The organism is Pseudoalteromonas sp. DY56-GL79 (assembly GCF_041414765.1).
Taxonomy (GTDB): Bacteria; Pseudomonadota; Gammaproteobacteria; order Enterobacterales; family Alteromonadaceae; genus Pseudoalteromonas; species Pseudoalteromonas piscicida.
Genome location: NZ_JANHZS010000003.1, coordinates 232239 through 258939, shown reverse-complemented (window position 1 = coordinate 258939; position 26701 = coordinate 232239). Strand labels below are relative to the sequence as shown.

The following is a 26701-nucleotide window of genomic DNA, read 5'->3' as shown; positions in this document are numbered from 1 at the left end:
GAAGATGCAATTGAGCGTATCAAAGAGAAAGTAGGGGATGACGAAGTTATCCTTGGTTTATCTGGTGGTGTTGATTCATCAGTGGTTGCAATGCTTATTCACCGTGCGATTGGCGACAAGCTAACCTGTGTATTTGTTGATAACGGCCTGCTGCGCTTGAACGAAGGCCAGCAAGTAATGGATATGTTCGGTGATAAGTTTGGTCTGAACATCATCAAAGTAGAAGCTGAAGAGCGTTTCCTTAACGCGCTTAACGGCTTAAATGACCCAGAAGACAAACGTAAAGCAATTGGTCACACCTTTATTGAAGTATTCGATGAGCAAGCCAGCCAGCGCGTAAACGCGAAATGGCTAGCGCAGGGTACAATTTACCCTGATGTTATCGAATCGGCAGCATCTAAAACAGGTAAAGCGCATGTGATCAAATCTCACCACAATGTGGGTGGATTACCTGAAGATATGGAGCTTGGTCTGGTTGAGCCACTGCGTGAACTATTTAAAGACGAAGTTCGCAAGATTGGTCTAGAGCTTGGCCTACCGTATGACATGCTTTATCGTCACCCGTTCCCAGGTCCAGGTCTAGGTGTTCGTGTACTTGGTGAAATCAAGAAAGAATACTGTGACCTACTGCGCCGTGCTGACGCTATCTTCATTGAAGAGCTACATAAAGCGGATCTATACCACAAAGTATCTCAAGCATTCGCCGTGTTCCTACCGGTACGCTCTGTTGGCGTGATGGGCGATGCACGTAAATACGATTGGGTGATCTCACTACGTTGTGTTGAAACTATCGACTTTATGACGGCACGTTGGTCACACTTACCATACGAGCTACTAGGCCACGTTTCAAATCGTATCATCAATGAAATCGATGGTATTTCTCGCGTGGTTTACGATGTATCAGGTAAGCCGCCAGCGACAATCGAGTGGGAATAAGCTTGATTGTAAAAACCTAACCTAGCTTTCGTTAGATTAAGAAAAGGCCAGTCAGTATTTCTGACTGGCCTTTTTTATGAATTTTTACTTTCCTAAAAACCTTGCGGAGGTATTTGGTTTCTTCGCAGTGATGTTTATAGTGATGCTGGCCTGCTATTCTTTGGTATTGCAAACGCATACCAGCAATGTGTTGACCTAGACCAATGGATAAGGCGCAGGATCAGGATGTGTTACTGGCGACAATGGCGAAAACCGAGAACTAAAGTGAGGAACCTGATGAAGCGTGGAGTTCATGTGCAAGCAGCCGTTGCCTGTGGCATCACAAGTAAAGGGCCTTGGTGTAGTTCCAAAACACCCGGTATTCAACAAGCTTTAAGCTTAAATTATCTGAAAAACGAGGGACTATATTCACTCAAAGACGGATGGATAAAAGTGCATTACCCAAACGGGTAATCTGTTAGATGAAACGCCCTGTGCGGACCCGCATGCAGGGTGTTGTGGAGGCTGAGGGCTAGATACCCTCGGCTACCCAATTAGGGCGTGACTTAGCGCTACCCACCTTTAATTGCCGCTCCGACAAATACACCAACCAATGAGGACAACACGCCGATGACCACCGGCACCCACCATCGAAGCTCCTTACGACGAACAACTGCTTGAGTTTGTAGCTTCACTGCTACATCTATTAATGCAAGGATTTGTTCCGAGGACAGAGGCAAACGGGAGATATGAGACCTATTGTCTTTCGGCAATGCCCTAAATTGCTCTACCGTAATTACTTCTTCAGTCTGTGTGTTATAGACTCTAGGTTGAGCGCGCCGAACGACTAGTGACTGAAAATCGTCATCGCCTATACCGGCCCGAAAAAATTCGGGATGCTCATTAAAAATGGATTGCCAGTCATTCGCGCTCTTTGGCTTTTCGCCGAGCAAATTAGCCCATGACTCTACCTTGCGTCCCGAAGACCTATATGTACCCATTACCTGGATTGCAGCGATTACATCAGCAAGCCTATGTTGATGAGCAAGGTAAGGAGATTGTTTCTCAATCATGACTTGTCCTGTTGTGAGCCCTAACGCCTCGCTGAACCGGCGCAAAAATAGCAGGCTAAAGTTAACGACGAAGGAGCGCAAGCCTGCTGTTTAGCGTCCATTGGTTAAAGCGTTTGTTATGTTTTTTAGTCCAAATTTACCATAGATGATACTGCTAGCGATATGGCTAACCCCTCATTAATCTTAAAGGAATTGTATTTAATTCCACTCCATTTTCGGTAGCGATTTTTGCCACCTTGTAAAATGAATTTACAAAGCCAATTAATTCTATTTTCTTCACCTATAGCGGCAACCAATTCATCATCCAAATAAATTTTATTGAAGCTATCTATTTTCAACTTACCTTCGACTAAATTGCTATATTGGCTACCAAACCATACAAAATCTTTAATCGCCTTTTTATTTAAGTATGTTTCAAAGTCGCCATTGCATTGAAGCTTGGCTATCAAAAACTCACCCTCAGGTTCGTTCAACTCATAAATGTAATACTTGTTGTCGAAAAAACTACGAAATACTCTGTAATTATTTTTTGTATCCTTAACTAGAAACTCCCACAAGTCTCCTTTTAACTCTTTAAAGCCCTTTAGAGAATCTGAGGTAAGAGAAACCTTTTTATTCCATGAGAGGTTAACAACTGACAAAATCAACTTACCTATTTGTATAAACTCGAAGCTTGATTAAAAACATAACATTTTAGTATTTATGCGACATGCAGTTTGTGTTGCATAATCGCTTGTTGGACTAAGCCGCTATCCGCTCGATGTGTCTGAGTTGGAGTTGTTTATGCTATGGCTTACTTAGAAGAAATAGGCTTTTTGGAGGCTCTCACTCTCCTAGCTAGTGTAATCAGTTTAGCTAGTGTTATGTAAGCTTTCCCTGCATTGCTCAGCGCTCATTATGTATTCATTACACCTAAATTTGCCTTAATAAGCAATTATATTTTTTACGTATACAGAGGCCGCTAGCTTGAGCAATTAAGCAGGTTAACTAATTGATTTTGAGCAGCTAACTAGCTGCTAACTCGTTCGGTCTACTTTGATCATTGTTGCATCTAACTTGAATACGCCAATTAGCCACAAGATACCTACCTTACAATGCTGACAAGGCCAACGCGGTATCAGTGTCACGTTTTCTGTCTTTAGTTAGCTTCTCCACTTATGCTTTAATGCGTTTTAAAATGTGCTGCGACAGATTGGAGGCACAAGATGGATAGAATTACCTCGGGTCCGAGAATGTTTACTACCGAAGAGATACAAGAGCTTCGTCGTGATATGGCAGAGTCCTCTGCTTGGGCCAAAGCTGAACTAAAGCGCCGACGAGTAATAAAAAATCAAAAAGTTCTGCGCATGGTATAGGTGATGGTATCGAGAACAGCTAGCTTTCTAACTAGCTGCTATGTAGATATATTTTCTTCTGTTGATCTTCAAGTGGGAATAATGACTCTAAAATGAGTTAGCACTCGGCTTAAGAAAAGGGCGAATATGATAAATATTCGCCATTTTGCTTGTTTTAGAAGCAGTTGAATCAAAAAAGTGATTTTTTCACTTTACCTTTCAAAAAAGCGCTTTATAATGCGTCGACATTGCAGGGGCGTAGTTCCAATTGGTAGAACAGCGGTCTCCAAAACCGATGGTTGCGGGTTCGAGTCCTGCCGCCCCTGCCACTTCTTATTTTGCACTTCGCATTTTTTCAAAGTAAACTCCCTTAAAAAATTAAGCTGCTTAGCCATGAATCCGATTTACGCAGATATTCTTGATATTGTACCGCTAAAGCTAAATTCTACATTTGCACATCTTGACCCTAACGCTGTTGTTACTACTGCTGCAAATGAGCTTCAGCAAATAGCTTTACCGGCTGTTTTGTTGCAGGACTTTGAATTGGTGACGGGTAGAAAAATTGAGGTTGTCATGGGCAACACGATTGCACTTCAGGATAACCAATTGAGTTTGCCAAGTGCACAACTAAGTACGGCTCAAAAGCGTGCGTTGTGGCAATTAATCTGGAGTCAACAAGATGCAAGTTAAGCAAGGTGGTTTACTGCAGTTTCCACTTAATGAGATTATGCAAGTAGAACAAGCCTGTCATGCTTTTCCTTGGAGTGAAAAAACTATGCAGTCTTGCCTTCACGGTCGTTACTTTAATACGGCTATTGTCGATGGTAATACGCTGGTAGGCTTCTACGTTGCAGAGCGTGCGGGCCCAGACTTAACCTTGATGGATATTTGTATTCGTCCTAATTATCAAGGTAAGGGCTACGCGAAGCCACTCATGGAAGATTTGTTAGCGCAAGCGGAGAGCTTGCAGGCAGAAAATATCTTTCTTGAGGTAAGAGCGTCAAACACTACGGCAATCGCGTTATATCATCGCTATGGCTTTGTCGAAATGGGCTTGAGAAAAAACTACTACCCGAGCACTCATGGTCGTGAAGATGCAATGCTCATGGCTTTACCATTAGCCTAAGTGACTATGATCCGTTGGCTGGTCTATTGATAGGGTATAGCGCATAGCCTCAGTGAGCTTAAGCAAATAGTAATGGCGGTTACTGTTTTGTGTTTTTTGCAAACTGGTTTCTAGTTCCCCTGCGGCTTCATGAATATTCATAAAGCCAAAGCAACCCGCGCTGCCTTTGATACTATGTGCCAGTGCCCTTAAAGATTCCCATTCTTGTTTATCGTAAAGCTTTTGCAGCTCAACTAGCTGTGACGGTAGCTTTTCGACATAATTACGACTTATTTGTAAGAACTTCTCGGTTTGTAACAAGGCATCCCATGAAGAGGACTTGTCATTTTGAAGTTCAAGGTACTCTAGTAGCAATTTACCTAGCAATTCTTTATCTATCGGCTTGCCAAGAGTAGCATCACACCCTGCTTTAATATGGTTGTCTATGTCGTGTTTCATTACGTTGGCGGTAAGCGCGATGATTGGTCCATCATAGGCGGCATGTCTGAGCATTTGCGTTGCTTCTTCACCACCCATGACAGGCATTTGCATATCCATTAAGATCAGTTGATAGTCTTCAACCAGCGCCATCTCAACCGCTTCAGCACCGTTATTAGCAATATCAGGAACTATGCCCCAGTTAGACAGTAGCAGCGTAATAAGCTCTTGGTTATCGGGGTTGTCTTCCGCAACAAGCACTTTGGCATCAAGCTCTTTTACCGCCGCAATATGGGTTTTACTGTTATCCGGTTGTCTTGGTCGCTCAAGTGCGTTTAGCCAAGAGTACGAGCGCTCTTTGAAATTACCTGAGACCTCAACAGAAAATAAGCTTCCTGTGCCTTGTTGGCTTTGAACATGCACGTCACCGCCAAGCAGTTGTGCTAAATTCTTTGAAATACAAAGGCCAAGCCCTGTGCCACCGAAGCGTCGAGTTGTTGTTGTGTCGGCTTGCTCAAAAGGCTTAAATGCACGCTCTAGCTCATTTTGTGACATGCCAATTCCGGTGTCTTTGATGCTAAAGATAAACTTTTCAGATTCTGGTTTAAATTCCACCTTTAAATGAACGCCACCGTATTCAGTAAATTTCACCGCGTTTGTTGCGATGTTAAGCAAGATTTGTTTTAAGCGAGTAATGTCGGTGTAAAGCTTGTCAGGCAAGGGTAGAATAAATTCAGTGGAAAAGTTCAGTAGTTTTTCATTCGTCATCGGTTCAATGATGGATTCAATATCATTGATGAGTGGCATTACCAAGACCTCTGATTCTTCCACATCCAGCTTTTCAGCCTCAATTTTAGAAAGGTCTAAGATATTATTGATAAGCTCTAAAAGGTGTTTAGAGTTTCTTAAAATGGTGTCTAGGTGCTGTTTTGAGGTCGGAGAATTAGGATGCTGTATAAGCTGCTCGGTAAACCCCATGATAGCGGTCAGCGGGGTACGTATCTCATGACTCATGTTAGCTAAAAAGCGGCTTTTAAGCTGGTTTGCTTGCTCGGCTTCTACAATAGCAACTTCTAGCTTGCTATTGGTCTCTTCTAATTCTTTGGTTCTATCTTCAACTTTTTCTTCCAAGTGCTCTTTGTAATCCTCAAGCTCTCGCTGAAAGGTACGAATTTGGCCGATCATATGGTTGAAATCTCGGAAAAGGATGCCAACTTCGTCACTGTTATGCTCCGGTAGCGCCACCATTAGGTCACCATCTCCGACTCTATGGCTCGCTTCCCCCAGTAATTCAATGGGGTTGAGCAACAGGTTGCGGACCACGATAAAAATCAAAATGGGCAAAGTAACTACAGATAGAATAACGATCAATGCAGTGATCAGACTAATAGTTTTACCTGAGCGGTAAAGTAGCGACTTAGGGATCGTAGAAATATAAAAGTAGCCTCCGCTTAGTTGCGCGCTGTAGGTCATCCTTTCTACATTATCAATACTATGAATAACGGTAGAGTCTAATTGCCCAAGGTCAGCAATATAGCCAATTTCTTCTATTTCACTGGCGCTTAAGTAGTGGCCAATGAGGTTCGTATCTGAGCTGAATAACACTTCACCATCAATGCTCACTAATAGGTTTAGCGTATTGTCGTAAGGTGCTTCGAGAATACTGGTACTTAAAAGAGAAGGAGAGACTTGTACGACGATATAACCTTGTTGTCTAGGTTGCTTGAGCTCGTAATCTACGCTGTAGATTTGCTGGACAAAATACAGCTGTGTACCTGCACTTGAAGCAACCATAAATTGATGTTGGCGCAAGTTACTTTGCATGATTTGTTTGGCGAAAGGGTAGAGGTTTGGCGCTTCGCCTAAGTTACTGGAATAAAATGCAGAGCTTCTGCCATTGGGAGATAAAAGATTGATGCTGATAATATCTGGGTAGGCTTCACTATAACTGGCAAATACATCCATCAGTGCACCTAATCGCTTGGTTTTTTCCATCCTTTCAAGGTTAGCTGAGTTAAGAAAGTCACTAAGTACTGGAGAGGTTGAGAGCAGTTTTGTTGTTGACTGGTAAATCTCAATATAATTGAACATCTTCTGCTGTTGTTGTTCAACGAAACGACTAACAATGAGCTTGGCTTGTTTTTGCGTTGAGCTAGTTACATTCGTGAGCGTAAATCCGCCAAGAAACAGCAAGGGTAATATCACAAGCGGGGTGATATACCAAAGGAGTCGAATACTTAACTTGCTTGTTTTCATGGATAACTAGCTGCCTTGCTACACGAAATCTTAATGACAAAAAAATTAACATGAGTATTAAATCATAAGCGGGGAGAGGTGAATACTCAAGTTTGTCCAATTGCGTCGAAAATACGATAAAAGGTGGGGGGCTAAATAAAAAAGCCTCCAAAAAGGAGGCTTTCGGATCGAAATTTTACAGCAGATTAGAAGTTATACTTCATACCTAGTGATAGACGACGACCTTTAACATCGAAGAATTCACCGTCATCGTATGTATAAGGTGTACGAGGCGGCTCTCTATCAAACACGTTATTTACACCAACACGTAGTTGTAGATCTTCAACCAAGTTCGTTTTATACATGAAATCTACAGTAGTATAAGAAGAAACCTCATTGAAGTTGTTATCTTCAGGTGTCCACTCGTTATCTTCAACAGTGCTGTGGCGATAGTTTACTGTTACTACGTATGCAGAATCATCATGCGTGTATAGCGCGCTGAAACGGCCTTTCCAGCGTGGTGCGTCATCCGTTTCACCCATGTAGTTACGGAAGTCTTCCGCACGGCCTGTTGAGTTTTGGTTATCTTCAATCAAATAAGTCGCAGTTAGTTTAAGTGCAAACTCACCGTTTAATGCGTCAAATTTGTATGCAGATTCAAAGTCCATGCCTTTTTTGGTGATTTGTGCAGCGTTAATTGGACGCGAGTAGTAGTTTTCAATTTCACCAGTATCTTTGTTACGAACAAAGTTACCACAGAAAGGGTTGTCTAAAGAAGACGCTTCGTAACAAAGCTTAATACTGTCACGACCAAAGTATTCAATTGCACCATCAATTTCAAATGACCAGTAATCAACAGTAAGATCCAAGCCTTCAACAAACTCTGGCGTGTAAATTACACCGATAGTGTAGTCATTAGATACTTCGTTTTTCAGCTCAGTATTACCTTGAATGTAACCAGGTAAACTACCACCAGATAACCATTCATCAGAAGGCATCCAACCAGCAGCTAGACCAGCAGCTTGACAGTTGTTGATGATGTTATCTCTGTACTTGTAGTCACTGCTTAACTCTGCAATTGAATCTGCGCGACAAATGTCTGCACGGCCTGAGCTGTAAGTTTTAGAGTTTGGAGTAAACAGGTCACCTAGGTTTGGCGCACGTACCGATTTAGAACGGTTTACACGTACACGTAGTTCGTCAGTCACACCCCAGTTTAGTGCTAGTTTCCAAGCATCGTCACCACCTGTTACAGAGTAATCCATGTAACGGTATGCACCTTCAAAAGTAAGGTCAGTAGCTAGGAACTCATCCATCAGTAGCGGTACAGAAACCTCTGCTGAGAATTCTTTAACTTCGATCTCGCCATCCATAGGTAGGCTTGAGTTACCTTTAATAAGGCCCTGCTCCATGTTTTCAGATGGACGGATCTTAGCAACTTCACGGCGGTGCTCAGCTGTAAACGCTGCACTTACGTAACCTGCTGGTAATTCGAATAATACACCATCAACCGTTGCACCAAATACTGCTTGGTCGTGTCTTGCAAAACGAGTTGCAGTCGTTGAAATATAACCTAGTTGTTCCTGAGTTGCGCTTGTTGCACCCATTGGGTTGAATGGTACACAACCTTCACGTGCACCAGTCACGTTACCCTCAGCATCACGGGTAGCACACACAACTTGACCATTGATTAGTACAGAGTCAATCGCATTAGCTAGGTTGTTTTTGTAAACTTCACCAGTCCACAGCGTGTCTTGTTCGATGCGGCCGAATTGGAAGTATGTGCTGTAGCTCCAGTCATCGTTGATGATGCCTTCAGCACCAATTGATGAACGGAACACTTCACGCTCTTGATTATACTTACGGTCACCCCATAAGTTTTCATTTGCTTGATAAAGTGTTACAGAGCCTAGACCTGCGTCATCCATCACTTTACCCATGGCATCATTTACAAATGCGCTATCGCGACGGATTGTATGTGAGAAGAATGCAGGACTACTTTCAGTTGTTGCTTCTGTCTTAGAATAAGTCGCATCAAACGTTAGTGCATGTTCATCATTCAGCTCATATGTACCGTAAAGAGTACCGATCATTCGCTCAAGTGGTGTGCGGAAATAATCTTTATAACCGTGTCTGAAGATAGCATCACCAGGGTTTGCTTCGTCATACGTGTAACGGCCAGCAGCACGCTTTGAAATAGCTGGGTTAGGATCATCGATTAGACCAAGACCGTAATCGAATGGACGCATTGTACCGTCTTCATCGAAAGTGAAGTGGTGGTTCTCAAACGCTTCACGTGTCTTTGTACCAGTCCAAGCAAAGAAGTCACCACGCTCTGAGTAATAGCCAAGCGCTGTTGGGTGATTAAACTCGATATCAGCAGGAATACCGTCACTACCACCTGTATTTGCAGGGTTAGAGATAGATCTCATGCCGCGCTTGAAGAAGTCACGGTCTAGTTTCGCGTAGCTTTCATTTTTGGTGTAGTTTAAAGAGGTAATGAAAGATAGCTTTTCTAGTTCTTGGCCACCTGTAATAGAGAAGAAATATTCCTCACCACCGCTTTGTTCAGGCTTTACTGTAGACACATCAACTTCTACACCATCGAATGACTTTTTCGTGATGATGTTTACAACACCAGCTACAGCGTCAGCACCGTATACTGCTGCTGCACCACCTGTTGCGATTTCTACGCGCTCAATGATAGAGGTAGGGATGTTGTTTAAATCTACAGCAGTATCACCAACAGAGCCTGGTACAAAACGACGACCATTAACTAGTACCAATGTACGCTCTGAACCTAAACCACGTAGGTCAGTTGTATTTAAGCCTGATGCATAGATATAGCTAGTAGTATTCTCTGGAGATAGGCCAACTGTTGCTTGAGGCATTTCAGCTAAAAGGTCATTTACGTTTGTGATGCCTTGGTTTTCAAGCTCCACACCACCGATAACGGTAACTGGAGTCGGCGAAGTTAGGTTTGCACGTTTAATTCGAGAACCTGTAACTTGAATACGCTCTACTGATTTTGCTTCTGTCTGTTCGTTTGCAACAGCTACTGAACTACTTACGGCACCAGCCACTAAAGCAACTTGGATACCTGCGGTAACTAGATTTAACTTCTTCAACATTTTGACCCTTATTTACTTTGTTTATAACGACGGTCAACTCTTTCCATACATTTGAAAGAGGAGATATCGCAATATAGGTGCAGCGTTTTTACCATAAACAATTGTTAAATATGGCTTTTGTCTAAATGTGTATGATGTTTATAAAAGGTGTAATATGTGATTTTGCTGTTCCTGTTTTGATTTTATTCTTATTAATCATGTGGTTGTGTTGAGTCTTTGTGTCATCTTTTATTTACGGTTAGTGAGTATTTACAAATGCTGTTATTGTTTTGAAAACAATAATTTTATATTTGATAGGAATGGTATAAGTTTTAGCGGTAATTTTGAGCGTATTTGTAGCTGGATTTGTAATTTTTATGTAGTATTCGCTGTGTTAAAAATGAGCGTTTGATATTGTGGAGCTCATTTTTGTGGGAACTTTTAAAGATAGGCTGAAAATCAACCTATCTTTTCACGATAGATGGCTAGTTCTGTATAGCTTTTAGGCGTCTGAGTTTGAGCTGCTCTTGAATAGCCTTTCCCTGATAGCCTTTTGCAATGATCTCTTGTACGTCTATGTTGCGAGTTGCTAAAAAGTTCTGTGTAAGTTTGTCACAAAGCACGCGTAAATTATCACTTACCTTGCTACAAATATAACAAAAACGCGCTAATTTCTCAGGTCTGCGCCATGCGTCAATATTTTGTAATATAATAAGCCAATCCTCCGGTGTTTTACTTTCCTTGCTCAATAAATCGAGATTTGTGATGAGCTCTTTGCTGCTTTCTATGTAACTATTAGGTACTTTGAATTGTTTTGCTTGCGCTAACTGAATCAAGCTAGTACCCGAAAAGTAACAGGCAAGGCTGAATTGTGCTAACCCATCTAACTCATCATTTTTTTCAAGTTTAGAGAGTGCATGTTGGAACTTTTCATAGGTTACTTTATCCCATGTTGGGATATATGGAGTGACAGCATCAAGCGCACTGAGCCTCCAAACGGTATGTAGAAAGTGCCCCAAACCTCTATCTTGGATTGTCTTTTCTATTTCTAGCCAAATACGCTCTTTGGTTAAGGTTTTTAATTCACCGTGAGCAACCATGGTTTGCATAAGCTGCCAAGTTTCAGCGGCAATGGTGAAGTTGTATTCTGTATAACGAGCTGCAAATCGGGCCACTCGTAACACTCTAAGTGGATCTTCACTAAAAGCACTGCTCACATGGCGTAATATTCTGCTTTCTAAATCTTTTTGACCGCCATAAGGGTCGATAAGTGAACCATCATCATCTTTAGCAATTGCATTAACGGTAAGATCTCGGCGAAGTAAATCTTCTTCCAGTGTGATTTCTGGGCCGAAGTCGCAAATAAATCCGGTATATCCTTGACCACTCTTGCGCTCAGTGCGCGCAAGTGCGTGCTCATCTTTGGTCGTTGGATGTAAAAACACGGGAAAATCATTACCAACCTGCTGATAACCCAGTTTGCTCATTTGCTCAAGTGTGCTGCCAACGACGACATAATCTCTTTCTTTTATTGGGCGTCCTAGCAGTTCGTCTCTAACTGCACCGCCGACGAGGTAGATTTTCATTTTCTATGTTCCATTTTCTGCGATTCGAGGTTTTATCTTGAACCGGATTTTGCCATTATAGAGCGCATCATAACAATAAAGAGACAAGTCGTGTATTTACGCTATTTTGGGTTAACTGAAAAACCCTTCTCGATTGCTCCAAATCCTGAATTTTTATTCCTTAGCGAACGTCACAAGGAAGCACTTGCACACTTAACCTATGGGTTGGGTGACGCGGGTGGCTTTGTGCTACTGACAGGTGAAGTGGGAACGGGAAAAACCACAGTAACACGCAGCATGTTGGCTCAATTACCTGAATCAACGAAAGTTGCTTTTATACTTAATCCATCACTATCAGAGCTTGAACTACTTGCGACGATTTGTGACGAGTTGGGGATTACTTATGACAGCAACAACGCCACGTTAAAATCGCTTACCGATGTGATTAAGCATAGATTATTAGAGAATCATCATAGTGGTGGTCATACTATGTTGATCATTGATGAAGCTCAGCATTTAGCACCAGAGGTACTTGAACAGCTTAGGCTGCTGACTAATCTGGAAACAGATCATAAAAAATTGCTACAAATTGTATTGGTAGGTCAGCCCGAGCTACAGCATTTGTTACAGCGCAACGAGTTACGTCAATTGGCACAAAGGATCACTGCACGTTATCACTTGCTACCACTTAGCGAATCGCAAGTATTTGCTTATATACAGCACCGACTGCAAAAAGCTGGTTGTCAGCAAGCGTTGTTCCACCACGATGCGGTAGCCTATGTACATCAAGTGACAGCTGGGATCCCAAGATTAATAAACTTGTTGGCCGACAGATGTTTATTAGGTGCTTACTCGGCATCGCAAACTCAGGTAACGAAAGCAATCGCTGTTCAAGCTGCAAAAGAGGCGCTACCCACTAATTTAGTGCCAGACGCAAACCAGGAAAAGAGTCGCGTGCCTTTATTGTTTACGGCTTGGCTTGGTGTGTTATTTGTTGCAGGCTTTGGCTTGGCAAAATTGGTGTAGAGGGAAACATGTCGTATTTAACAAGTGCAATGAAACAGTCGCAACAAGGCGCAGATGCAGAGCAGGATTATTTGAGTCAACGTCAAGACGCCCAACTCATTTTCTATAAAAAGCTCGTTACCTATGCCGGTGCGGGTCTCTTGTCTTTGTCTTCACTTGGGGCGGGCTATTATATTGGTAAGATAACGACCCCTGCGGAAGTGCAACCAGCAGCAACGTCTAAAGTGGAGCTGAAAAAAGAAGAGCAAGCTGAGCTTGCTACAGATCTTGCGGTGGAGAATAATCAGCAGGTGAAAAAGGCTAATGCTGCTAGTCAAGAAGTGAGTAGACCAGCGACTACTTCAGCGACAAACAACACTGTTAATCCTAATCTAGCGGCGCAAACTAATGAGCCTGAGCAGCATTTCCAGTGGGTGTCTGTGCAAATTGGTGTTGATAACCAAGGCAAGCCTTTATATCAACAACAATTGGTACCGGTAGATTCTGTTAAAGCTGTAGCTGTTGTTCCTGCCCCTACATCTGATGCCATTCAACCTAATCAGGTTACTCAAGATTCATCTCCCGGAGAGATCCAAATGGCTGGTGAATATGCGGGTTATCGCGTATTTGGCGCTAAGCCAAAACCACAAAATGATGAACTTGCCGGGGTATCAGAAGAACTTAAAAAAGCCTTTGCCGAGGCGGTAAAAGAAACGGCACCGCATGAAGAGCCTGAGGTGCTTTCTACGACTAAGGACTCTGCTTCAGCTACGCCCATCGCGCTGCTGCCTGCCCAATTGCAAAATAGTATTCCAAGCTTACGTTATCAAGCGCATATTTATGCTACCGACTCGCATGAGCGGTGGATAAAAATAAACAATAGACCTTTATATGAGGGGGATAGTCTAGGTGCTTTGACCGTTGTAGAAATTACACCAGAGCAAACACGTTTTGATTTCGATGGTATTGAATTCAGCCTCGAGGCAATGGAGGACTGGCTGCCTTAATATCAAGGCAGCATTGAGTGTTTAAAAAACCGAATAAGATCAAGCTTGAATTCTTCAGGCTTGATCGCTGACTCTAGCTCATCGTTTGCTTTTTTCGCGCTTAAATCTATATCCTGAACTTCAATGTAATGCATGTGCTTAGCGTGATAAAACACTTTTACTACGGGTTTTAGCGGCGTTTTGGGATTGCTTTGGGCAATAACACCGACCTTACCACTAGTGAGCTTTACTAAGGTGCCCACGGGGTATACGCCAATGCAAGCAATAAACCGGCTTAGTAGTTGTTCGTCAAAATGGTGAGGGCAGCCTTCACGCATTAACTTAAAGGCTTTAATTGGTGTCATACCTTCTTTGTAGACGCGCTCGGCGGTCAATGCGTCATACACATCTACAATAGCGGCCATTCTCACATGCTGTGGTAGTTCGTCCGCGGTTTTGCCATAAGGGTACCCTGTGCCATCTAGGCGCTCGTGGTGATAACCCGCAATTTCGCAAGCAACTCGTCCAAGACCCGCATTGAGCAAAATATCAAAGCTATATTTTGCGTGTGATTTCATAATGCCGTATTCATCTAAGCTCAACTTTCCAGGCTTATGTAAAATATCGTCGGGAATTTCTATCTTACCAATGTCATGGAGTAGTGCTCCTGTAGTCATTTCCTCGGTTAACTCTCTCGAATAGCCAAGGTGCTTACAGAAAATAGCCATTAAGATAGAAACATTAATAGAGTGCTCCAATAAATAGGCGTCTTTTTCTCTGATCCGAGCAATGCAGGAAAGCGCATCTTGATTACGAAAAACGGAGTCAATAAAGCCACTCGCTGTTGCTTTAAACGCCTCTATTTCTATCGCTTTACCCGCTTTAATATCCGCAAACGCTTTGCTTTGAATTGCTTTTGCTTCGTCGTAAAGTGTCACTGCGTGTTGCATTTCTGCGTCAACACTACACTTGGTTTGCCAAGGATCATGCTCTGGTTTATGCGGCTCTTCTATATTTTCATCATGAGGAGGTTCATCGTGAGGGTCGTGTTCTGAAAGGCGCTTACTGGGATCGACCGTTACCTCTAAAACACCACTCTTTTGTAGCTTTGTAATGCTTGTTTTCGTTCTCACCCAGCCCTTGGTTTTAATCGCAACTGAGCCTGTCTGCTTTGTCACACCGACAACAAACATACCTGGCTCTAAATCACTGATATTAATATTAATCTCTGGCATGAGGATTCCTTAAGTTGTGTCTTTAAGCGTAGCAAAGCTTGGTAAAATAGAAAGGATTAAAATATAAATATGATTGATTTTCCCCCAATAAACCCGCATCCTGAAAAAAACAAAAAGGAGTCTATCTTATGCGCTTATCTCCCTTGGCATTAGGCCTCATTGCCACTTTGTCTTGGCATGCGAATGCCAATTTGAAACAACAAGTTGCAGAGTCTATGCCTGAACTTGAATCTTTATACCTACATTTACATCAAAACCCTGAGCTCTCTTATAAAGAAGAAAAAACAGCAGGGCGTTTGGCGGATGAAATGCGCAGACTAGGTTATGACGTGACTGAAAATGTGGGTGGTTTTGGTGTTGTCGGCATGCTGAAAAACGGTGATGGTCCAACGGTGATGATCCGAGCCGATACCGATGGTTTGCCAATTATTGAAGAAACAGGGAAGCCATACGCGTCAAAAGTAAAGGTGAAAGATGATGCGGGGAATTTGGTTGGTGTGATGCACGGTTGTGGTCACGACATCCATATGACCAGTTTAATCGGCACAGCAAAACAGCTAATGGCTAACAAGGAAAAATGGCAAGGTACATTGATGTTAGTAGCTCAACCCGCTGAAGAAGTGGGTGGCGGCGCAAAAGCCATGTTAAAGGAAGGGTTGTATACTCAGTTTGCTAAACCCGATCATGTTATTGGTTTACATGTAAGTGCTGCGGTTCCTGCCGGTAAAGTGGCGATCGCACCGGGTTATGCTCTGGCTAATGTTGATTCAGTTGACATCATAGTTAAGGGGAAAGGGGGCCATGGGGCCTATCCACATACTACCATCGACCCTGTGGTACTGGCATCGCGAATTGTTATGGGACTACAGACCATTACATCACGAGAGATATCTCCGTTAGAACCGTCGGTGATCACAGTAGGCTCTATTCACGGTGGTTCTAAGCACAACATCATTTCAAACGAAGTGAAGCTACAATTGACGCTACGTTCTTATAATCCGGATGTACGTGAGCAACAAATTACGGCAATCAAACGCCTGACTGCAGGCATAGCACAAAGTGCAGGATTGGAGGACAGTCTTGTGCCTGAGGTTATCGTTCATGAAAGCGAAAGCATTCCATCTACGTATAATAACCCCGAGTTGGCTGAGTTTGTAACTAGCGCCATTAAGCAGGAAATTGGTGCAGAAAATGTTGAACAGTCTCAGCCTGTGATGGCTGGTGAAGATTTCGGCTTATATGGCCGTACTGATGACAATGTACCAATTACAATTTTTTGGCTAGGCGGTGTTAATCAAGCGGTATTCGATGCGGCACAAAAAAGCGGTGAGCCTTTACCTTCATTGCATTCTAGTAAATTTGCGCCAGATTATCCTATCGCCATCGCAACAGGAGTAAGAGCGATGAGCAATAGTGCACTTGCTTTGTTTAATCAAAAATAAGCTTTATCTAGCATTTTTATCTCGCATAGTAAAAAGGTAGCCTTGGCTACCTTTTTAGTTTTTAGTCTTTGTTTGCTGCTGCAAGCATTAACTCTCTATTGCGCTCTAGTTTTACCAGCATCGCATCAGCAATGGGTTTGAACTTAGCGAGCTCAGACTGAGGTAATGGCTCAGACTTCGGCAGTTTTACCGTTTTAGGATTTCGGTGTACGCCGTTCACCAAAAACTCATAATGAAGGTGAGGACCCGTAACGCGGCCAGTTGAGCCGACAGTACCAATTTTCTGTCCTTGCTTCACTTTTTGACCTGTCTTCACTGCACGTTTATTCAAGTGCAAGTACTTAGTCACATACTTGCTGCCGTGCTGAATAAACACATAGTTACCATTGAGTTTATTGTAACCTGACTTGAGTACTTTACCGTTACCAGAGGAAACCACCGGTGTGCCTACGCGTGCCGCATAGTCTATACCATTGTGAGACGATACTCGGCCAGTCACCGGGTGAAGGCGACGCGGATTGAAGCTGGAGCTGATATATTTGAAGTTAACCGGTGCTCTTAAGAAAGCCTTTTTCATGCTACGGCCTTCAGGGGTATAGAATTCGTCATCAGTATGACGAACCGCGCTGTAACGCTCGCCCTGGTTGATAAATTCGGCAGCAATAATTTTACCATTACCGATTTCTTCACCGTCTACATAGTGCTTTTCAAATACTAATGCGAAAGAGTCGCCCTTACGAATATCGTTTGCAAAGTCGACATCCCAACCAAAAATATCGGCGAAGTTCATTATTTGACGTTCGCTAAGACCCGCGGAAATACCGGCGCTCCAGAAGCTGGAACTGATCTCGCCACCGGCTGATTTTTCGCGACTTTCGATTTCTTTGCTTTCGATTTTGGTTTCGTAACTACCCTCGTCGTTTAGGGTAACCAATAAGGTATCCGTTTTTGACAAGATGTATTTTAATTGAGCTAATTCACCACCATCATTGCTAGCAAAGCTAAGCACTTCTCCCGGGTGGATTTTAGTCAGCTTACGGGTTTCTGCGTTGGTATTGACCAGATTGTGTAACGTTTTGGCAGAATAACCTGCGCGTTTAAAAATCACAGCTAGGCTGTCGCCAGACTTCACTTCGTGGTCTTTAAATTCAAATACAGGTTGTTTAGGGGCAGACTCAGGCGTGATGACTGGCGCTGCATCTAATTCAGTAAGTTGCTCTGTTTTTTCTGATATTTTTACTGGCAACTCGTAACGTTTCCCAACTTCTAAAGCTTTTCCGTCATTGTCTTTTGAAGCCGTTGCTTTTTCAGAGGGGATCAGGGCAATTCCGACCATCGCAGATAGGAAGCCGATGATGAGCACTTTGTGCTTTTTGGGGAGCTTATGAACCACATGAACCATAATGCGCCTTTTCTGCTGTCAAGAATTATTGTAGATAATATTGCAGGATATACGTAATAAACCCGTAATACCAGCGTTTTGTGCATTTAAACTCGGATAAATATAGGCTAGAATCGAGCGATTACAAGTTATAGCTGTTGGAGTGAGAATAGTGGATTTAGAAACTGCATTTGCAGAGATTAGCCGTGGTGCAGAAGAAATTCTGTTGCAGGATGAATTAAAAGAAAAGCTGAAGTCAGGTAAAAAACTACGTATTAAAGCGGGTTTCGATCCAACAGCGCCTGATTTGCATTTAGGACACACAGTGCTAATCAATAAAATGAAAACCTTTCAAGACTTAGGCCATGAGGTGATTTTCTTGATTGGTGATTTCACCGGTATGATTGGCGACCCAACGGGCAAGAATGTAACTCGTAAGCCACTCACTCGTGAAGATGTACTGGCAAATGCAGAAACATACAAAGAACAGGTTTTCAAAATCCTTGATCCTGCTAAAACCACAGTTGCATTCAATTCTGAGTGGATGGAAAAGCTAGGCACTGCCGGTATGATCAAGCTTGCTGCACGTCAAACTGTGGCACGTATGCTTGAGCGCGACGACTTTAAAAAGCGTTATGCAAATGGTCAAGCAATCGCAATCCACGAATTCTTATATCCACTGGTTCAAGGTTGGGACTCGGTTGCATTAGAGGCGGATGTTGAGCTCGGTGGTACCGATCAGCGCTTCAACCTATTAATGGGTCGTGAGCTACAAAAAGACGAAGGGCAAAAGCCGCAAACAGTACTGATGATGCCGTTACTTGAAGGCACCGACGGTGTACAGAAAATGTCTAAGTCATTAGGTAACTACATCGGTATTACTGACGCGCCAAACGATATGTTCGGTAAAGTGATGTCGATTTCTGATGATTTAATGTGGCGTTACTACGAATTACTAAGTGCAAAAACACTGGATGATATCGCTGAACTTAAAGAAGAAGTTGCGGGCGGCCGTAACCCTCGTGACATTAAGATTGAATTTGCAAAAGAAATGATTGCTCGATTCCACAGTGAAGCTGACGCTGAAGCGGCACATCAAGACTTTATCAAGCGTTTCCAGAAAAATGCCTTACCTGATGAGATCCCTGAAGTCACGGTAACTATCGAAGGTGAAAGCACGTTTATCACTAACTTGCTAAAAGAAGCAGGTTTAGTGGCAAGTACTTCAGAGGCGATGCGCATGATCAAGCAAGGCGCAGTAAAACTTAACGGCGAAGACAAAGTAACAGATACTAAATTAGAAGTTACTAAAGGTTCTTGTGAAATCTACCAAGTAGGTAAGCGTAAGTTTGCGAAAGTAACGGTAAACTAAATTAGTTTGCCTACACTTCATCTTAAAAAGGCTAGGCTAGCGAGTGACTAGCCTTTGTAATTTGAGATATAAAAAGAGCGGTTATCGCTCTTTTTCAAGACAAGTCAATTCCCGCTTCAATTTCGCCTATTCCCACGCAAACTTTATTTTTAATTAAGCTGCAAAAATCGCCTTCAAACCTTGATTGATTTTGAGCATGAACATTATTTGAGTGTTGTTGAATGCAAGCAAGCTTATCAGAATTACACCTTGGCAGAGTTTACCCTAGCCAGTATGCTTAGGTTAGGGTTAATGGTGTAGCGCATACATGGAACAAATTGAGATATTCGAGATCCCAAGTCCGTGTAAGGGGATCTGTCAGGTAAATAATCGCGGTTATTGTAAAGGTTGCTATCGCAGTCGCGAGGAGCGCTTTGAGTGGAATAATTTGAATAACGAGCAAAAGCGTAAAGTTATCTTGTTGTGTCAGCAACGTTATAAAAGGTATCTGCAACGAAAGTCAAAATCAGAGCATATGGATGATGATCAAAAAGGGGAAAACTTTAAATTTGATATTTAGCTTTAAGCATTTTTATTATTCCTTGTCGCTCAAACTCCTCTAACTTTGCTTTGATAAGTGGAACTAGTTGTTCGTTACGCTTATGTACAAAGTGGAAACTTTCAACGACGGCTAAATTTTTTATCTGTAATGTTTCTTCATTTATGTTCTTTAGATGTGGCTTTAAGTGAAAGTCGAGTATTAATGCACCTTCAACCTGTTTCTGCATGACTAAGTTAAGCTGCGCCACCGCGCTTTTAACGCCAATAACATAGGCTGTGGTATGGTGTTCAGCCAAATAAGTAGTTGCGACAGGGTAGCCGCTGCGGACCGTTAAAGATTTGATTTCGTTAAGCTTGCAGTGAGCACATAGGGTGAATAACTGTAAATTAAACTGAAATAAAGGATAGTCAATACGGCGCAGGTTTGGATACTCATTCTCCACACTGGCAACTCGAGCTAGCTGTCCGTCTAAGTTTCCTGCGTTGGCTGCAATTAAAGAGCCTTTATGATTAAACTCCTCAAGGCGTAACTCTATCCCGAGAGATTGATAAACCATTTCCATCAGCTCTATCACGTAGAGCGCTTGTGGAGTTTGCGGTGGTTTATTGAAGCGCATAACTTTTGGCAGTTCATTCGCGGCGTGTGCAACAGTTGAAATAATCATTAGTAAACACAGTAATACGGCTTTCAATCCAACTCCTTCGGTGGGTCACTCAGCGATTTTTATGCATTTAAGTATACATAATTTTTACAATAAAGGGCACGCTATCGCGCTTTAATCAAAACTAGATTTTGCTGCAATAGACAGACTGCCTTGTGATACACTTGGGCTTTCCTTTGCTTAAAATTGAATGATGCGTAATGAGCTATAACCTGTGTTTGCTACCTAGACAAGAAAAATACCAAATTCAACTAGAGTATGAGGCGTCGTTTTGGGCCTACCAAATAAAACGAGGCAAAAAAAGTAGAGAAGCGATTTATGACACCATCAATCAAAGGCCGTTGTCTGAACAGGATACGCTAAAGCAAAAGTTTGAGTATTACCTGAGTCTAATGCTTGCTTGATGCTGACAATTGAATTGCTCCCAGCCGTAATGACGCCGCTTGTTAATAAGTTTTATGCTGCACATAAGGCGCGGGGACGAGCTGCAAAACACGACAAAGTTTGGGTTGCAAAAAATAGCAATGAAATTATCGCAGCTTGTCGTTTGCAGCCGGTAGACGGATATTGGTTGCTGGTGGGCGTTTATATTGCTTCACAACATAGAAAACAAGGCATTGCGAAGAAACTAATTGAAACCGTTATTGCACAGTTTCGTAGTCAGCAGCCACAGCAGATAATTTATACTTTTGCTTACTGTCATCTTCATGACTTTTACAGTGCACTAGGGTTTCAAAGCAATTCACGAGAGCTACCACCTGAACTTGCTTCTCGCTTATCTAGTTATCTTGGACAAAATCGTCAACTCGTGGCAATGTATTACGTCTAGTTAACAACCTCGGCTTTTTATGTTTCGCCTGTGTTTTATATTTTGTATTTGCCTATTTACTGCATTGGTAAATGCTGCACAAATTTCTCGACTTTCACCCGCGGAAGGATTATCACAAAGTTACGTAAATACGTTGCTCATAGATGAGCAGGGCTATTTGTGGCTTTCTACCGAAGGAGGACTTAACCGTTACGACGGTTATCAAGTGCTGGACGTGAATGGACCAGATGGCGTGCTTGATAAAGTGCAAGTGAATTATATTTACCAGGACAACCTTGGTGGCATTTGGATCACCACGGGGATCGCGGGTTTATTGCGATACGACCCGATGAAAGACGAGTATAGAAAGTACATAGAACCCCCCTCCACAGAGGACGAGTTTTATTCCAATTTGGTTAATATCGTTTTGACCAAAGATGATGACCATATGTGGGTTGTACGCACCAATGATGTTGCTATCCTCAATATCCATACAGGCAAACTTGAGAGTGAAGTGACTTTACCGCTAGATGAAGAAAGCGGTTTTATACGTGCCGTTTATCAACATCAAGACATCTTGTTTATCGCCACTTCAGAGCGCTTGTTTGCATATCATTTAACAACGAAAAAACTAAGACCCCTTGACCACCTTGCTCCCATTGCACATCCCTATCAAACAAATACTAAATCACTATTTATTTTAGACCAAGATACCTTGCTCGTGGGAGCGGTTCAGGGGATGTACGAGCTAGATATTTCTCAATTACTAAAAGATTTTGACGCAGAGGTACCGTTTAAAACGCTGCTTCCTGAGCTAAACATATGGAAAATGCTCAGACATGATGAACACACCTTGCTACTTGGTACCGATAAAGGTCTTGTTTATTACACGATTGAAGATGGCAATGCGGTTCGTGATAAACGCTTGTCTACAAGCGTATTTTTACCATCAAATACCAGTGTTATCGATATTGTTAAAGACAACTATGGTGGGCTTTGGGTTGCGACTAAAGAAGATGGTGCATTTTACTTACCAGACAGCACGCTGGCGTTTGACAACGTTAGCGATCTTACCGTTGAAGGTGAAGGTTTTTCTCACAGTAATGTCTGGGCAATGCATGAATCTAATCAGTTCTTGTGGCTGGCAACAAATGACGGCCTAACACGATACAACCCAAAAACCAGAGAGACTAAACAGTTTCTAAAGGGTTACTTGGGTGACGAAATTCTCTCAGAGTTTATTATCTGGAAGATTGCGGAGTATAACAATAAGCTTTGGCTAACAACTGTGAAAGGATTGTTTGTCTTTGACCCTATTACTCATGAAGTGACAAGACCCAAGGCTAATAACCCAGAAGATAAAGAGATACTGACCTCCTTTGTGAAAGGAGGGGAGTTGTTAGCTGATGGTAAGTTTTATTTCGTAAATAGTGACATTGGGATGTTCGTTTATGATATTAATACAGCAGAGCTGACACACCTGACGAAGTCATTTGAAAATGTCGATCCGTTTCTTACTTATGGCTTCTACCCACCACTTCCAAACGAACCGCTTAAACCCCTTTACTACTATGCTGGCGTATTGCTGCAATATGATCCGCAGTTGGAAACGCTAACTGAGATCTATAAAGCGCCAAAGGCAAATAAGCATTTAGCGGTTGATATCACCACCTATACCATAGATAAAAATAATATCTTGTGGTTGTCGTTATCATCCTTTGGTTTGATTGGTCTGACGCTGGACGGTTATGAGCCGATTTATAACATCGATTTAAAAGCCCATAAAATAGATACTTTGATGTATGAAATGCGCCAAGACAAAGAAGGAATGATTTGGATGTCATCTCACAAGGGAATTTGGCGTCTAGATCCGGATAATTTGCACTTACAACAATTCACCACCGAGGATGGCATACTTTCTAATGAATTTAATGGTGGTGCTTCCGTGATGTTGGAAGATGGTCGCATTGCGTATGGTATGTTAAAAGGGTTTGTGGTGTTTTCTCCTGATGACAATCGGCCTAAAAAGCCATTACTTGATCATGTTAATATCACCAGCGTGGATTTAATTTCTCGGCCAAATCAAAAAGCTGGATTAAAGCAATTTGATCACATTGAACTTGAACATGACGATATTGGACTCGAAGTGTCATTCTCTGCGATGGCATTTAGCTATCAGGATCGGATCATTTATGAGTATCAAATATCCGGTGGTCAGAAGATCTTGAGCCGCAATCAAAATCGTGTGGTATTTCCTAAACTTAATCCCGGTGAATATGCGTTAAAAGTGTGGGCCAAAGACCCATTAACGGGCGATTATACGCCGCCTGCAAAATTAACCATTAATGTAAACTATCCCGCGTGGCGTTCACCCGTTGCGATTGCTGGATATGTGTTTCTCACGCTCTTACTACTGTCTCTTTGGAGCTATCGAAAGTATCGTGTTGAGCAACTTATTCTTGCCGCTCATAAGGAAACACAAGACCGCGAAGCTAGGTTGAAAATGGCGCTAGAGGGAAGTAACTCCGGCGTATGGGAGTGGCATGCGGGTAGTACGTTAATCTATCAGCCTCGATTAGTTACGGAGCTCGACTACGAGCTTGAGAGTGTCGGCTTGGACGATTACCTGCAAAAGATACATCCCTCGGATAGAGCCATGTTCCGTTTACAGTGGCTTGAGTTCGTCACAACGAACAAAGGGTTTATCGACTGTACTTATCGATTAAAAGACAGCAAAGGCCAGTGGCGTTGGTATAAGGATTTTGGCAAGGTACTCGAGTGGGATGAAGGTAATCCCACACAAGTGGCTGGCACCTATACCAACTTAACGCGTGAACGTTTATTTGAAGAGCGTGCCGCATTATTTGGGGCTGCGTTTGAGCAGACCCGTGACTGGGTTATGATCTTAGACAAAAGACTACGTATCCAGGCTTGTAATCGTGCGATGCAAAATGCCTTTAATCTTGACTCTATCCCGTCATCAAGCACTGCGGTAAAACTTGGGATGTCGAGACAAAAGCGGATGATGTATCTACGCCAAACGTTGGCGTTGGCAGTACATCAACACTTGAGTTCAGAAGAAGTCGTTAGTCTGCCTAATGGTGATGAAAGAGACGTATTGATTAAGATTAGTGCCGTGGCAAATGGTGATGGCGAACTATACAGTTATGTCGTGGTGCTAACCGATATTAGCCAACAAAAGCGTACTGAAAAAGAGCTATATCAGCTCGCTAACTACGATTTACAGACAAAGTTGCCGAATAAAGCGTTATTGATGGATAGAGTGCAGCATGCTATCAAGCAGTCGCAGGCTCAAGAGACACATTTTGCATTACTGGTAATCAAATTCAATCGCTTACAGAATCTATACGATATTTATGGTGCAGACTTTGTGGCCGAGCTGCTTCCACTGCTTGCAACAAAGCTACGCTGTTGCTTCCGAGAATTAGACAGTTTAGCAACGGGGCATGATAAGTCGTTTTATGTGCTGATGGAGCATCTCGATAACCCTGAAAAGGTGCATCAATATGTAGAGTGTTTAGTTCACTCATTTAGCACACCTTTGGAGGCCGCTGGACATACTGTGCAGATGCAACCTACGATAGGAATTGCAATGTACCCGGATGATGCGTCCGACGCTTTTGAGCTCAATCAAGCGGCTAAGGCGGCTCTTGAGCATGTTAATGTACAACAAATTTCTAGTTATCAGTTTTTCCGCGAAGAGATGAATGGCAAGGTTAGGCGTTCTCGTGAAGTCGAACAAGCGCTTATGCGAGCACTCAAAAATGGTGAATTTAGTAATCATTATCAGCCAATTGTCGATGTACAAAGTGATACCTTGCTTGGCTTTGAAGCGCTATTACGTTGGCCTGAAAATAGTGAGTTTTGCGCTCAGGAGTATGCGCTAGCAGCTGAACATGCAGGCGTAGTTACCGAGCTTACCTTACAAACCCTTTCTCGGGCATTGGTTGAATTGAGACACTGGCAAACCATTGAGCGCGATTTGTATATATCTATTAATCTATCCGCCATTGATTTTGAATCCTCGAGCTTGGTCGATAATATTCAACAGGCGCTAAGTCGCAGTAAAGTGTCTGGTCACTCAGTGGCTTTTGAGATAACGGAAACCGCATTGCTTTCTAACGTTGATAGCGCCGTGAAAGTGATGAAAGAAATAAAAGCACTAGGCTGTCGTATCTATATGGATGACTTTGGGACGGGGTACGCCTCTTTGACCTATCTGCAACAATTGCCTATTGATGTCATCAAGATAGATAAAAGCTTTGTACAACAAATTGCTGAGGATCCTGAAAGCTATTTAATCATTCGCTCATGTGTAAATTTAGCGCATGGACTGGGATTAAAATGTGTCGCTGAAGGGGTGGAAAACGACCTACAGTATCAGCGAATTAAAGCTGAGCAAGTTGATTATTATCAAGGCTATCGCTTCAGCTCGGCGATTAGTGGTGAACAGGTAGCGCAATTACTCTTTGAAACATCGCTGTAGCCTCTTTGGCTACAGCTTTTTACCGCAGTGGCGACAGTACATATGATGGACGCGTTGACTGCTCATTAGTTTAATTGCTTGGTTCGCTTCCAATTGGCTTAAGCCAAGCTCAATACGAAGCGCTTCTAAATGGGCTCTGTCACTTTTGTCGACATCGCCATCGACTAATGCATGCAGCACAGCCTCATTGAACGCATCTCGACGTTTGCGCATTTGGTCCGCAAAGCTTGAAGCCAAGAGGCCTGTGGGGATCGCGACCATGCCCATACTGAGTAAAGTGATAAGGCCACCAAAAAATTGCCCGAGCGGGGTGATAGGCACTACATCGCCGTAACCCACGGTAGTTAGAGTGGCCATCGCCCACCACATGGCTTTGGGAATGGAGCCAAACTTATCCGGTTGCACATCGTGTTCAATAAGATAAATTCCGCAAGAGGCCATGATAAGCACCACACTCATAATGAAAAAGGCAGCAAGTAATGAGCTTGACTCTTCTTTAAATGCTGCGAGCAGCAACTGCATGGCTCGAGAGTAGCGCGTCAGCTTAAAGATCCTGAGTAATCGAATAACACGTAAAAAGCGCAGATCAAAGGTGATAAAGGCCATTAATATGGTTGGTAAAATAGCGATGAGATCAATCACTGCCAGCGGTGATATCAGATACTTTAGGCGTTTTTTCCAATTGGGTATATCCAATTGGCGGTAATCAAGCTTATCGACACAGCACCAAAACCTCAGTAAGTATTCGATGGCGAAGATGGTCACACTGACTAACTCTAGGGTTAGAAAGTAGTGATGGTACACACTTGCTAAGTCGCGCTCAGATTCCAACACGATAGCGACGACATTGGTTAAAATCAGGGTGATGAGGAAGATATCAACTGCGCGCCCAAGTTTTCGATATTGCCCTGTAGCCTCGAGCACCGCAGCCGTTTTTTCTCTGATGTGAAGTTGCATCAAGTTGCCAGCATCCCTTATCTTTTTTGTG

Annotated in this window: 21 protein-coding genes, 1 tRNA gene and 1 pseudogene; 14 read left to right on the top strand and 9 right to left on the bottom strand. The window is 42.8% G+C overall.

Features of this window, described 5'->3' with window-relative positions; genetic code table 11:
* Positions 1-936 (top strand): glutamine-hydrolyzing GMP synthase (gene guaA, locus NO992_RS03655; RefSeq protein WP_371374444.1); only part of this gene is annotated, 936 nt, incomplete at its 5' end.
* 156 nt (positions 937-1092) lie between these two features.
* Positions 1093-1389, top strand: a pseudogene (locus tag NO992_RS03650) (group II intron maturase-specific domain-containing protein); the annotation flags it as partial.
* A gap of 98 nt (positions 1390-1487) precedes the next feature.
* Here NO992_RS03650 and NO992_RS03645 read toward each other — a convergent pair.
* Complete coding sequence (locus NO992_RS03645) at positions 1488-2069, bottom strand: N-carbamoyl-L-amino acid amidohydrolase (RefSeq protein ID WP_371374441.1); 582 nt, start codon at positions 2067-2069, stop codon at positions 1488-1490.
* Positions 2070-2113: 44 nt separating this feature from the next.
* Positions 2114-2629, bottom strand: coding sequence for a hypothetical protein (locus NO992_RS03640; RefSeq protein WP_371374438.1), 516 nt, complete (start codon positions 2627-2629; stop codon positions 2114-2116).
* A 564-nt stretch (positions 2630-3193) separates the two neighbouring features.
* Here NO992_RS03640 and NO992_RS03635 point away from each other — a divergent pair.
* The 4 genes from NO992_RS03635 to rimI all read left to right on the top strand — a co-directional run bounded on the left by NO992_RS03635 (position 3194) and on the right by rimI (position 4448).
* Entirely contained in the window at positions 3194-3343 is a 150-nt protein-coding gene (locus NO992_RS03635) for a hypothetical protein (protein ID WP_371374434.1), read from the top strand.
* 231 nt (positions 3344-3574) lie between these two features.
* Positions 3575-3651: transfer RNA gene (locus tag NO992_RS03630), tRNA-Trp, on the top strand.
* A gap of 64 nt (positions 3652-3715) precedes the next feature.
* Complete coding sequence (locus tag NO992_RS03625) at positions 3716-4012, top strand: hypothetical protein (protein ID WP_371374431.1); 297 nt, start codon at positions 3716-3718, stop codon at positions 4010-4012.
* A complete protein-coding gene (gene rimI / locus NO992_RS03620) occupies positions 4002-4448 on the top strand; it encodes a ribosomal protein S18-alanine N-acetyltransferase (RefSeq protein ID WP_253105601.1) in 447 nt (148 codons plus the stop codon). The genes NO992_RS03625 and rimI overlap by 11 nt, the downstream gene beginning before the upstream one ends.
* Here the strand turns inward: rimI and NO992_RS03615 are convergent.
* The 3 genes from NO992_RS03615 to NO992_RS03605 all read right to left on the bottom strand — a co-directional run bounded on the left by NO992_RS03615 (position 4440) and on the right by NO992_RS03605 (position 11796).
* A complete protein-coding gene (locus tag NO992_RS03615) occupies positions 4440-7121 on the bottom strand; it encodes an ATP-binding protein (RefSeq protein ID WP_371374428.1) in 2682 nt (893 codons plus the stop codon). The genes rimI and NO992_RS03615 overlap by 9 nt on opposite strands.
* Before the next feature lie 185 nt (positions 7122-7306).
* Positions 7307-10231: a TonB-dependent receptor domain-containing protein gene (locus NO992_RS03610; protein WP_371374425.1), complete on the bottom strand. Its 2925-nt coding sequence runs from the start codon at positions 10229-10231 to the stop codon at positions 7307-7309.
* 464 nt (positions 10232-10695) lie between these two features.
* Positions 10696-11796 (bottom strand): tRNA nucleotidyltransferase, encoded by a 1101-nt coding sequence (locus NO992_RS03605; RefSeq protein WP_371374422.1) that lies wholly within the window; start codon positions 11794-11796, stop codon positions 10696-10698.
* A gap of 90 nt (positions 11797-11886) precedes the next feature.
* Between NO992_RS03605 and NO992_RS03600 the strand changes: the two genes are divergently transcribed.
* Entirely contained in the window at positions 11887-12801 is a 915-nt protein-coding gene (locus NO992_RS03600) for an ExeA family protein (protein ID WP_371374419.1), read from the top strand.
* A gap of 8 nt (positions 12802-12809) precedes the next feature.
* Positions 12810-13787 carry a general secretion pathway protein GspB gene (locus NO992_RS03595; RefSeq protein WP_371374416.1) on the top strand — a complete coding sequence of 326 codons (978 nt, stop codon included), beginning with the start codon at positions 12810-12812 and terminating at the stop codon, positions 13785-13787.
* A 2-nt stretch (positions 13788-13789) separates the two neighbouring features.
* Here NO992_RS03595 and NO992_RS03590 read toward each other — a convergent pair whose 3' ends face one another.
* On the bottom strand, positions 13790-15001 hold the full coding sequence (locus NO992_RS03590) for an HD-GYP domain-containing protein (RefSeq protein WP_349198187.1): 1212 nt from the start codon (positions 14999-15001) through the stop codon (positions 13790-13792).
* Positions 15002-15129: 128 nt separating this feature from the next.
* On the opposite strand from NO992_RS03590, the gene NO992_RS03585 reads away from it, so the two are divergent.
* Positions 15130-16443 (top strand): M20 family metallopeptidase, encoded by a 1314-nt coding sequence (locus tag NO992_RS03585; RefSeq protein WP_371374413.1) that lies wholly within the window; start codon positions 15130-15132, stop codon positions 16441-16443.
* Positions 16444-16504: 61 nt separating this feature from the next.
* Here NO992_RS03585 and NO992_RS03580 read toward each other — a convergent pair whose 3' ends face one another.
* Positions 16505-17845: a peptidoglycan DD-metalloendopeptidase family protein gene (locus tag NO992_RS03580; protein WP_010374659.1), complete on the bottom strand. Its 1341-nt coding sequence runs from the start codon at positions 17843-17845 to the stop codon at positions 16505-16507.
* 151 nt (positions 17846-17996) lie between these two features.
* Here NO992_RS03580 and tyrS point away from each other — a divergent pair, with 151 nt between their 5' ends.
* Positions 17997-19196 (top strand): tyrosine--tRNA ligase, encoded by a 1200-nt coding sequence (gene tyrS / locus NO992_RS03575; RefSeq protein WP_371374410.1) that lies wholly within the window; start codon positions 17997-17999, stop codon positions 19194-19196.
* 307 nt (positions 19197-19503) lie between these two features.
* Positions 19504-19755, top strand: a complete 252-nt coding sequence (locus NO992_RS03570; RefSeq protein WP_371374407.1) for a DUF1289 domain-containing protein — start codon at positions 19504-19506, stop codon at positions 19753-19755.
* Here the strand turns inward: NO992_RS03570 and NO992_RS03565 are convergent.
* Positions 19739-20428 (bottom strand): hypothetical protein, encoded by a 690-nt coding sequence (locus NO992_RS03565; RefSeq protein WP_253105592.1) that lies wholly within the window; start codon positions 20426-20428, stop codon positions 19739-19741. The genes NO992_RS03570 and NO992_RS03565 overlap by 17 nt on opposite strands.
* 170 nt (positions 20429-20598) lie before the next feature.
* Between NO992_RS03565 and NO992_RS03560 the strand changes: the two genes are divergently transcribed.
* From NO992_RS03560 to NO992_RS03550, 3 genes are read left to right on the top strand one after another with little or no spacing between them, the layout of a single operon-like run.
* The gene (locus NO992_RS03560) at positions 20599-20802 is read left to right on the top strand and encodes a DUF3283 family protein (RefSeq protein ID WP_010374667.1); all 204 of its coding nucleotides are present in this window, start codon (positions 20599-20601) and stop codon (positions 20800-20802) included.
* Positions 20802-21227 (top strand): GNAT family N-acetyltransferase, encoded by a 426-nt coding sequence (locus tag NO992_RS03555; protein WP_371374404.1) that lies wholly within the window; start codon positions 20802-20804, stop codon positions 21225-21227. Before NO992_RS03560 ends, NO992_RS03555 begins: the two co-directional genes overlap by 1 nt.
* 19 nt (positions 21228-21246) lie before the next feature.
* Positions 21247-25713 carry an EAL domain-containing protein gene (locus NO992_RS03550; protein ID WP_371374401.1) on the top strand — a complete coding sequence of 1489 codons (4467 nt, stop codon included), beginning with the start codon at positions 21247-21249 and terminating at the stop codon, positions 25711-25713.
* A gap of 9 nt (positions 25714-25722) precedes the next feature.
* Here the strand turns inward: NO992_RS03550 and NO992_RS03545 are convergent, their stop codons facing one another.
* Positions 25723-26670: an ion transporter gene (locus tag NO992_RS03545; RefSeq protein WP_371374397.1), complete on the bottom strand. Its 948-nt coding sequence runs from the start codon at positions 26668-26670 to the stop codon at positions 25723-25725.
* Positions 26671-26701 lie beyond the last annotated feature (31 nt).

Excerpts from the sequence above, each read along its gene's own strand:
- NO992_RS03635 (WP_371374434.1), top strand. The coding sequence starts at position 3,194 with ATGGATAGAATTACCTCGGGTCCGAGAATGTTTACTACCGAAGAGATA.
- NO992_RS03625 (WP_371374431.1), top strand. The coding sequence starts at position 3,716 with ATGAATCCGATTTACGCAGATATTCTTGATATTGTACCGCTAAAGCTA.
- rimI (WP_253105601.1), top strand. The coding sequence starts at position 4,002 with ATGCAAGTTAAGCAAGGTGGTTTACTGCAGTTTCCACTTAATGAGATT.
- NO992_RS03615 (WP_371374428.1), bottom strand. The coding sequence starts at position 7,121 with ATGAAAACAAGCAAGTTAAGTATTCGACTCCTTTGGTATATCACCCCG.
- NO992_RS03610 (WP_371374425.1), bottom strand. The coding sequence starts at position 10,231 with ATGTTGAAGAAGTTAAATCTAGTTACCGCAGGTATCCAAGTTGCTTTA.
- NO992_RS03605 (WP_371374422.1), bottom strand. The coding sequence starts at position 11,796 with ATGAAAATCTACCTCGTCGGCGGTGCAGTTAGAGACGAACTGCTAGGA.
- NO992_RS03595 (WP_371374416.1), top strand. The coding sequence starts at position 12,810 with ATGTCGTATTTAACAAGTGCAATGAAACAGTCGCAACAAGGCGCAGAT.
- NO992_RS03590 (WP_349198187.1), bottom strand. The coding sequence starts at position 15,001 with ATGCCAGAGATTAATATTAATATCAGTGATTTAGAGCCAGGTATGTTT.
- NO992_RS03585 (WP_371374413.1), top strand. The coding sequence starts at position 15,130 with ATGCGCTTATCTCCCTTGGCATTAGGCCTCATTGCCACTTTGTCTTGG.
- NO992_RS03580 (WP_010374659.1), bottom strand. The coding sequence starts at position 17,845 with ATGGTTCATGTGGTTCATAAGCTCCCCAAAAAGCACAAAGTGCTCATC.
- NO992_RS03570 (WP_371374407.1), top strand. The coding sequence starts at position 19,504 with ATGGAACAAATTGAGATATTCGAGATCCCAAGTCCGTGTAAGGGGATC.
- NO992_RS03560 (WP_010374667.1), top strand. The coding sequence starts at position 20,599 with ATGAGCTATAACCTGTGTTTGCTACCTAGACAAGAAAAATACCAAATT.
- NO992_RS03555 (WP_371374404.1), top strand. The coding sequence starts at position 20,802 with ATGCTGACAATTGAATTGCTCCCAGCCGTAATGACGCCGCTTGTTAAT.
- NO992_RS03550 (WP_371374401.1), top strand. The coding sequence starts at position 21,247 with ATGTTTCGCCTGTGTTTTATATTTTGTATTTGCCTATTTACTGCATTG.
- NO992_RS03545 (WP_371374397.1), bottom strand. The coding sequence starts at position 26,670 with ATGCAACTTCACATCAGAGAAAAAACGGCTGCGGTGCTCGAGGCTACA.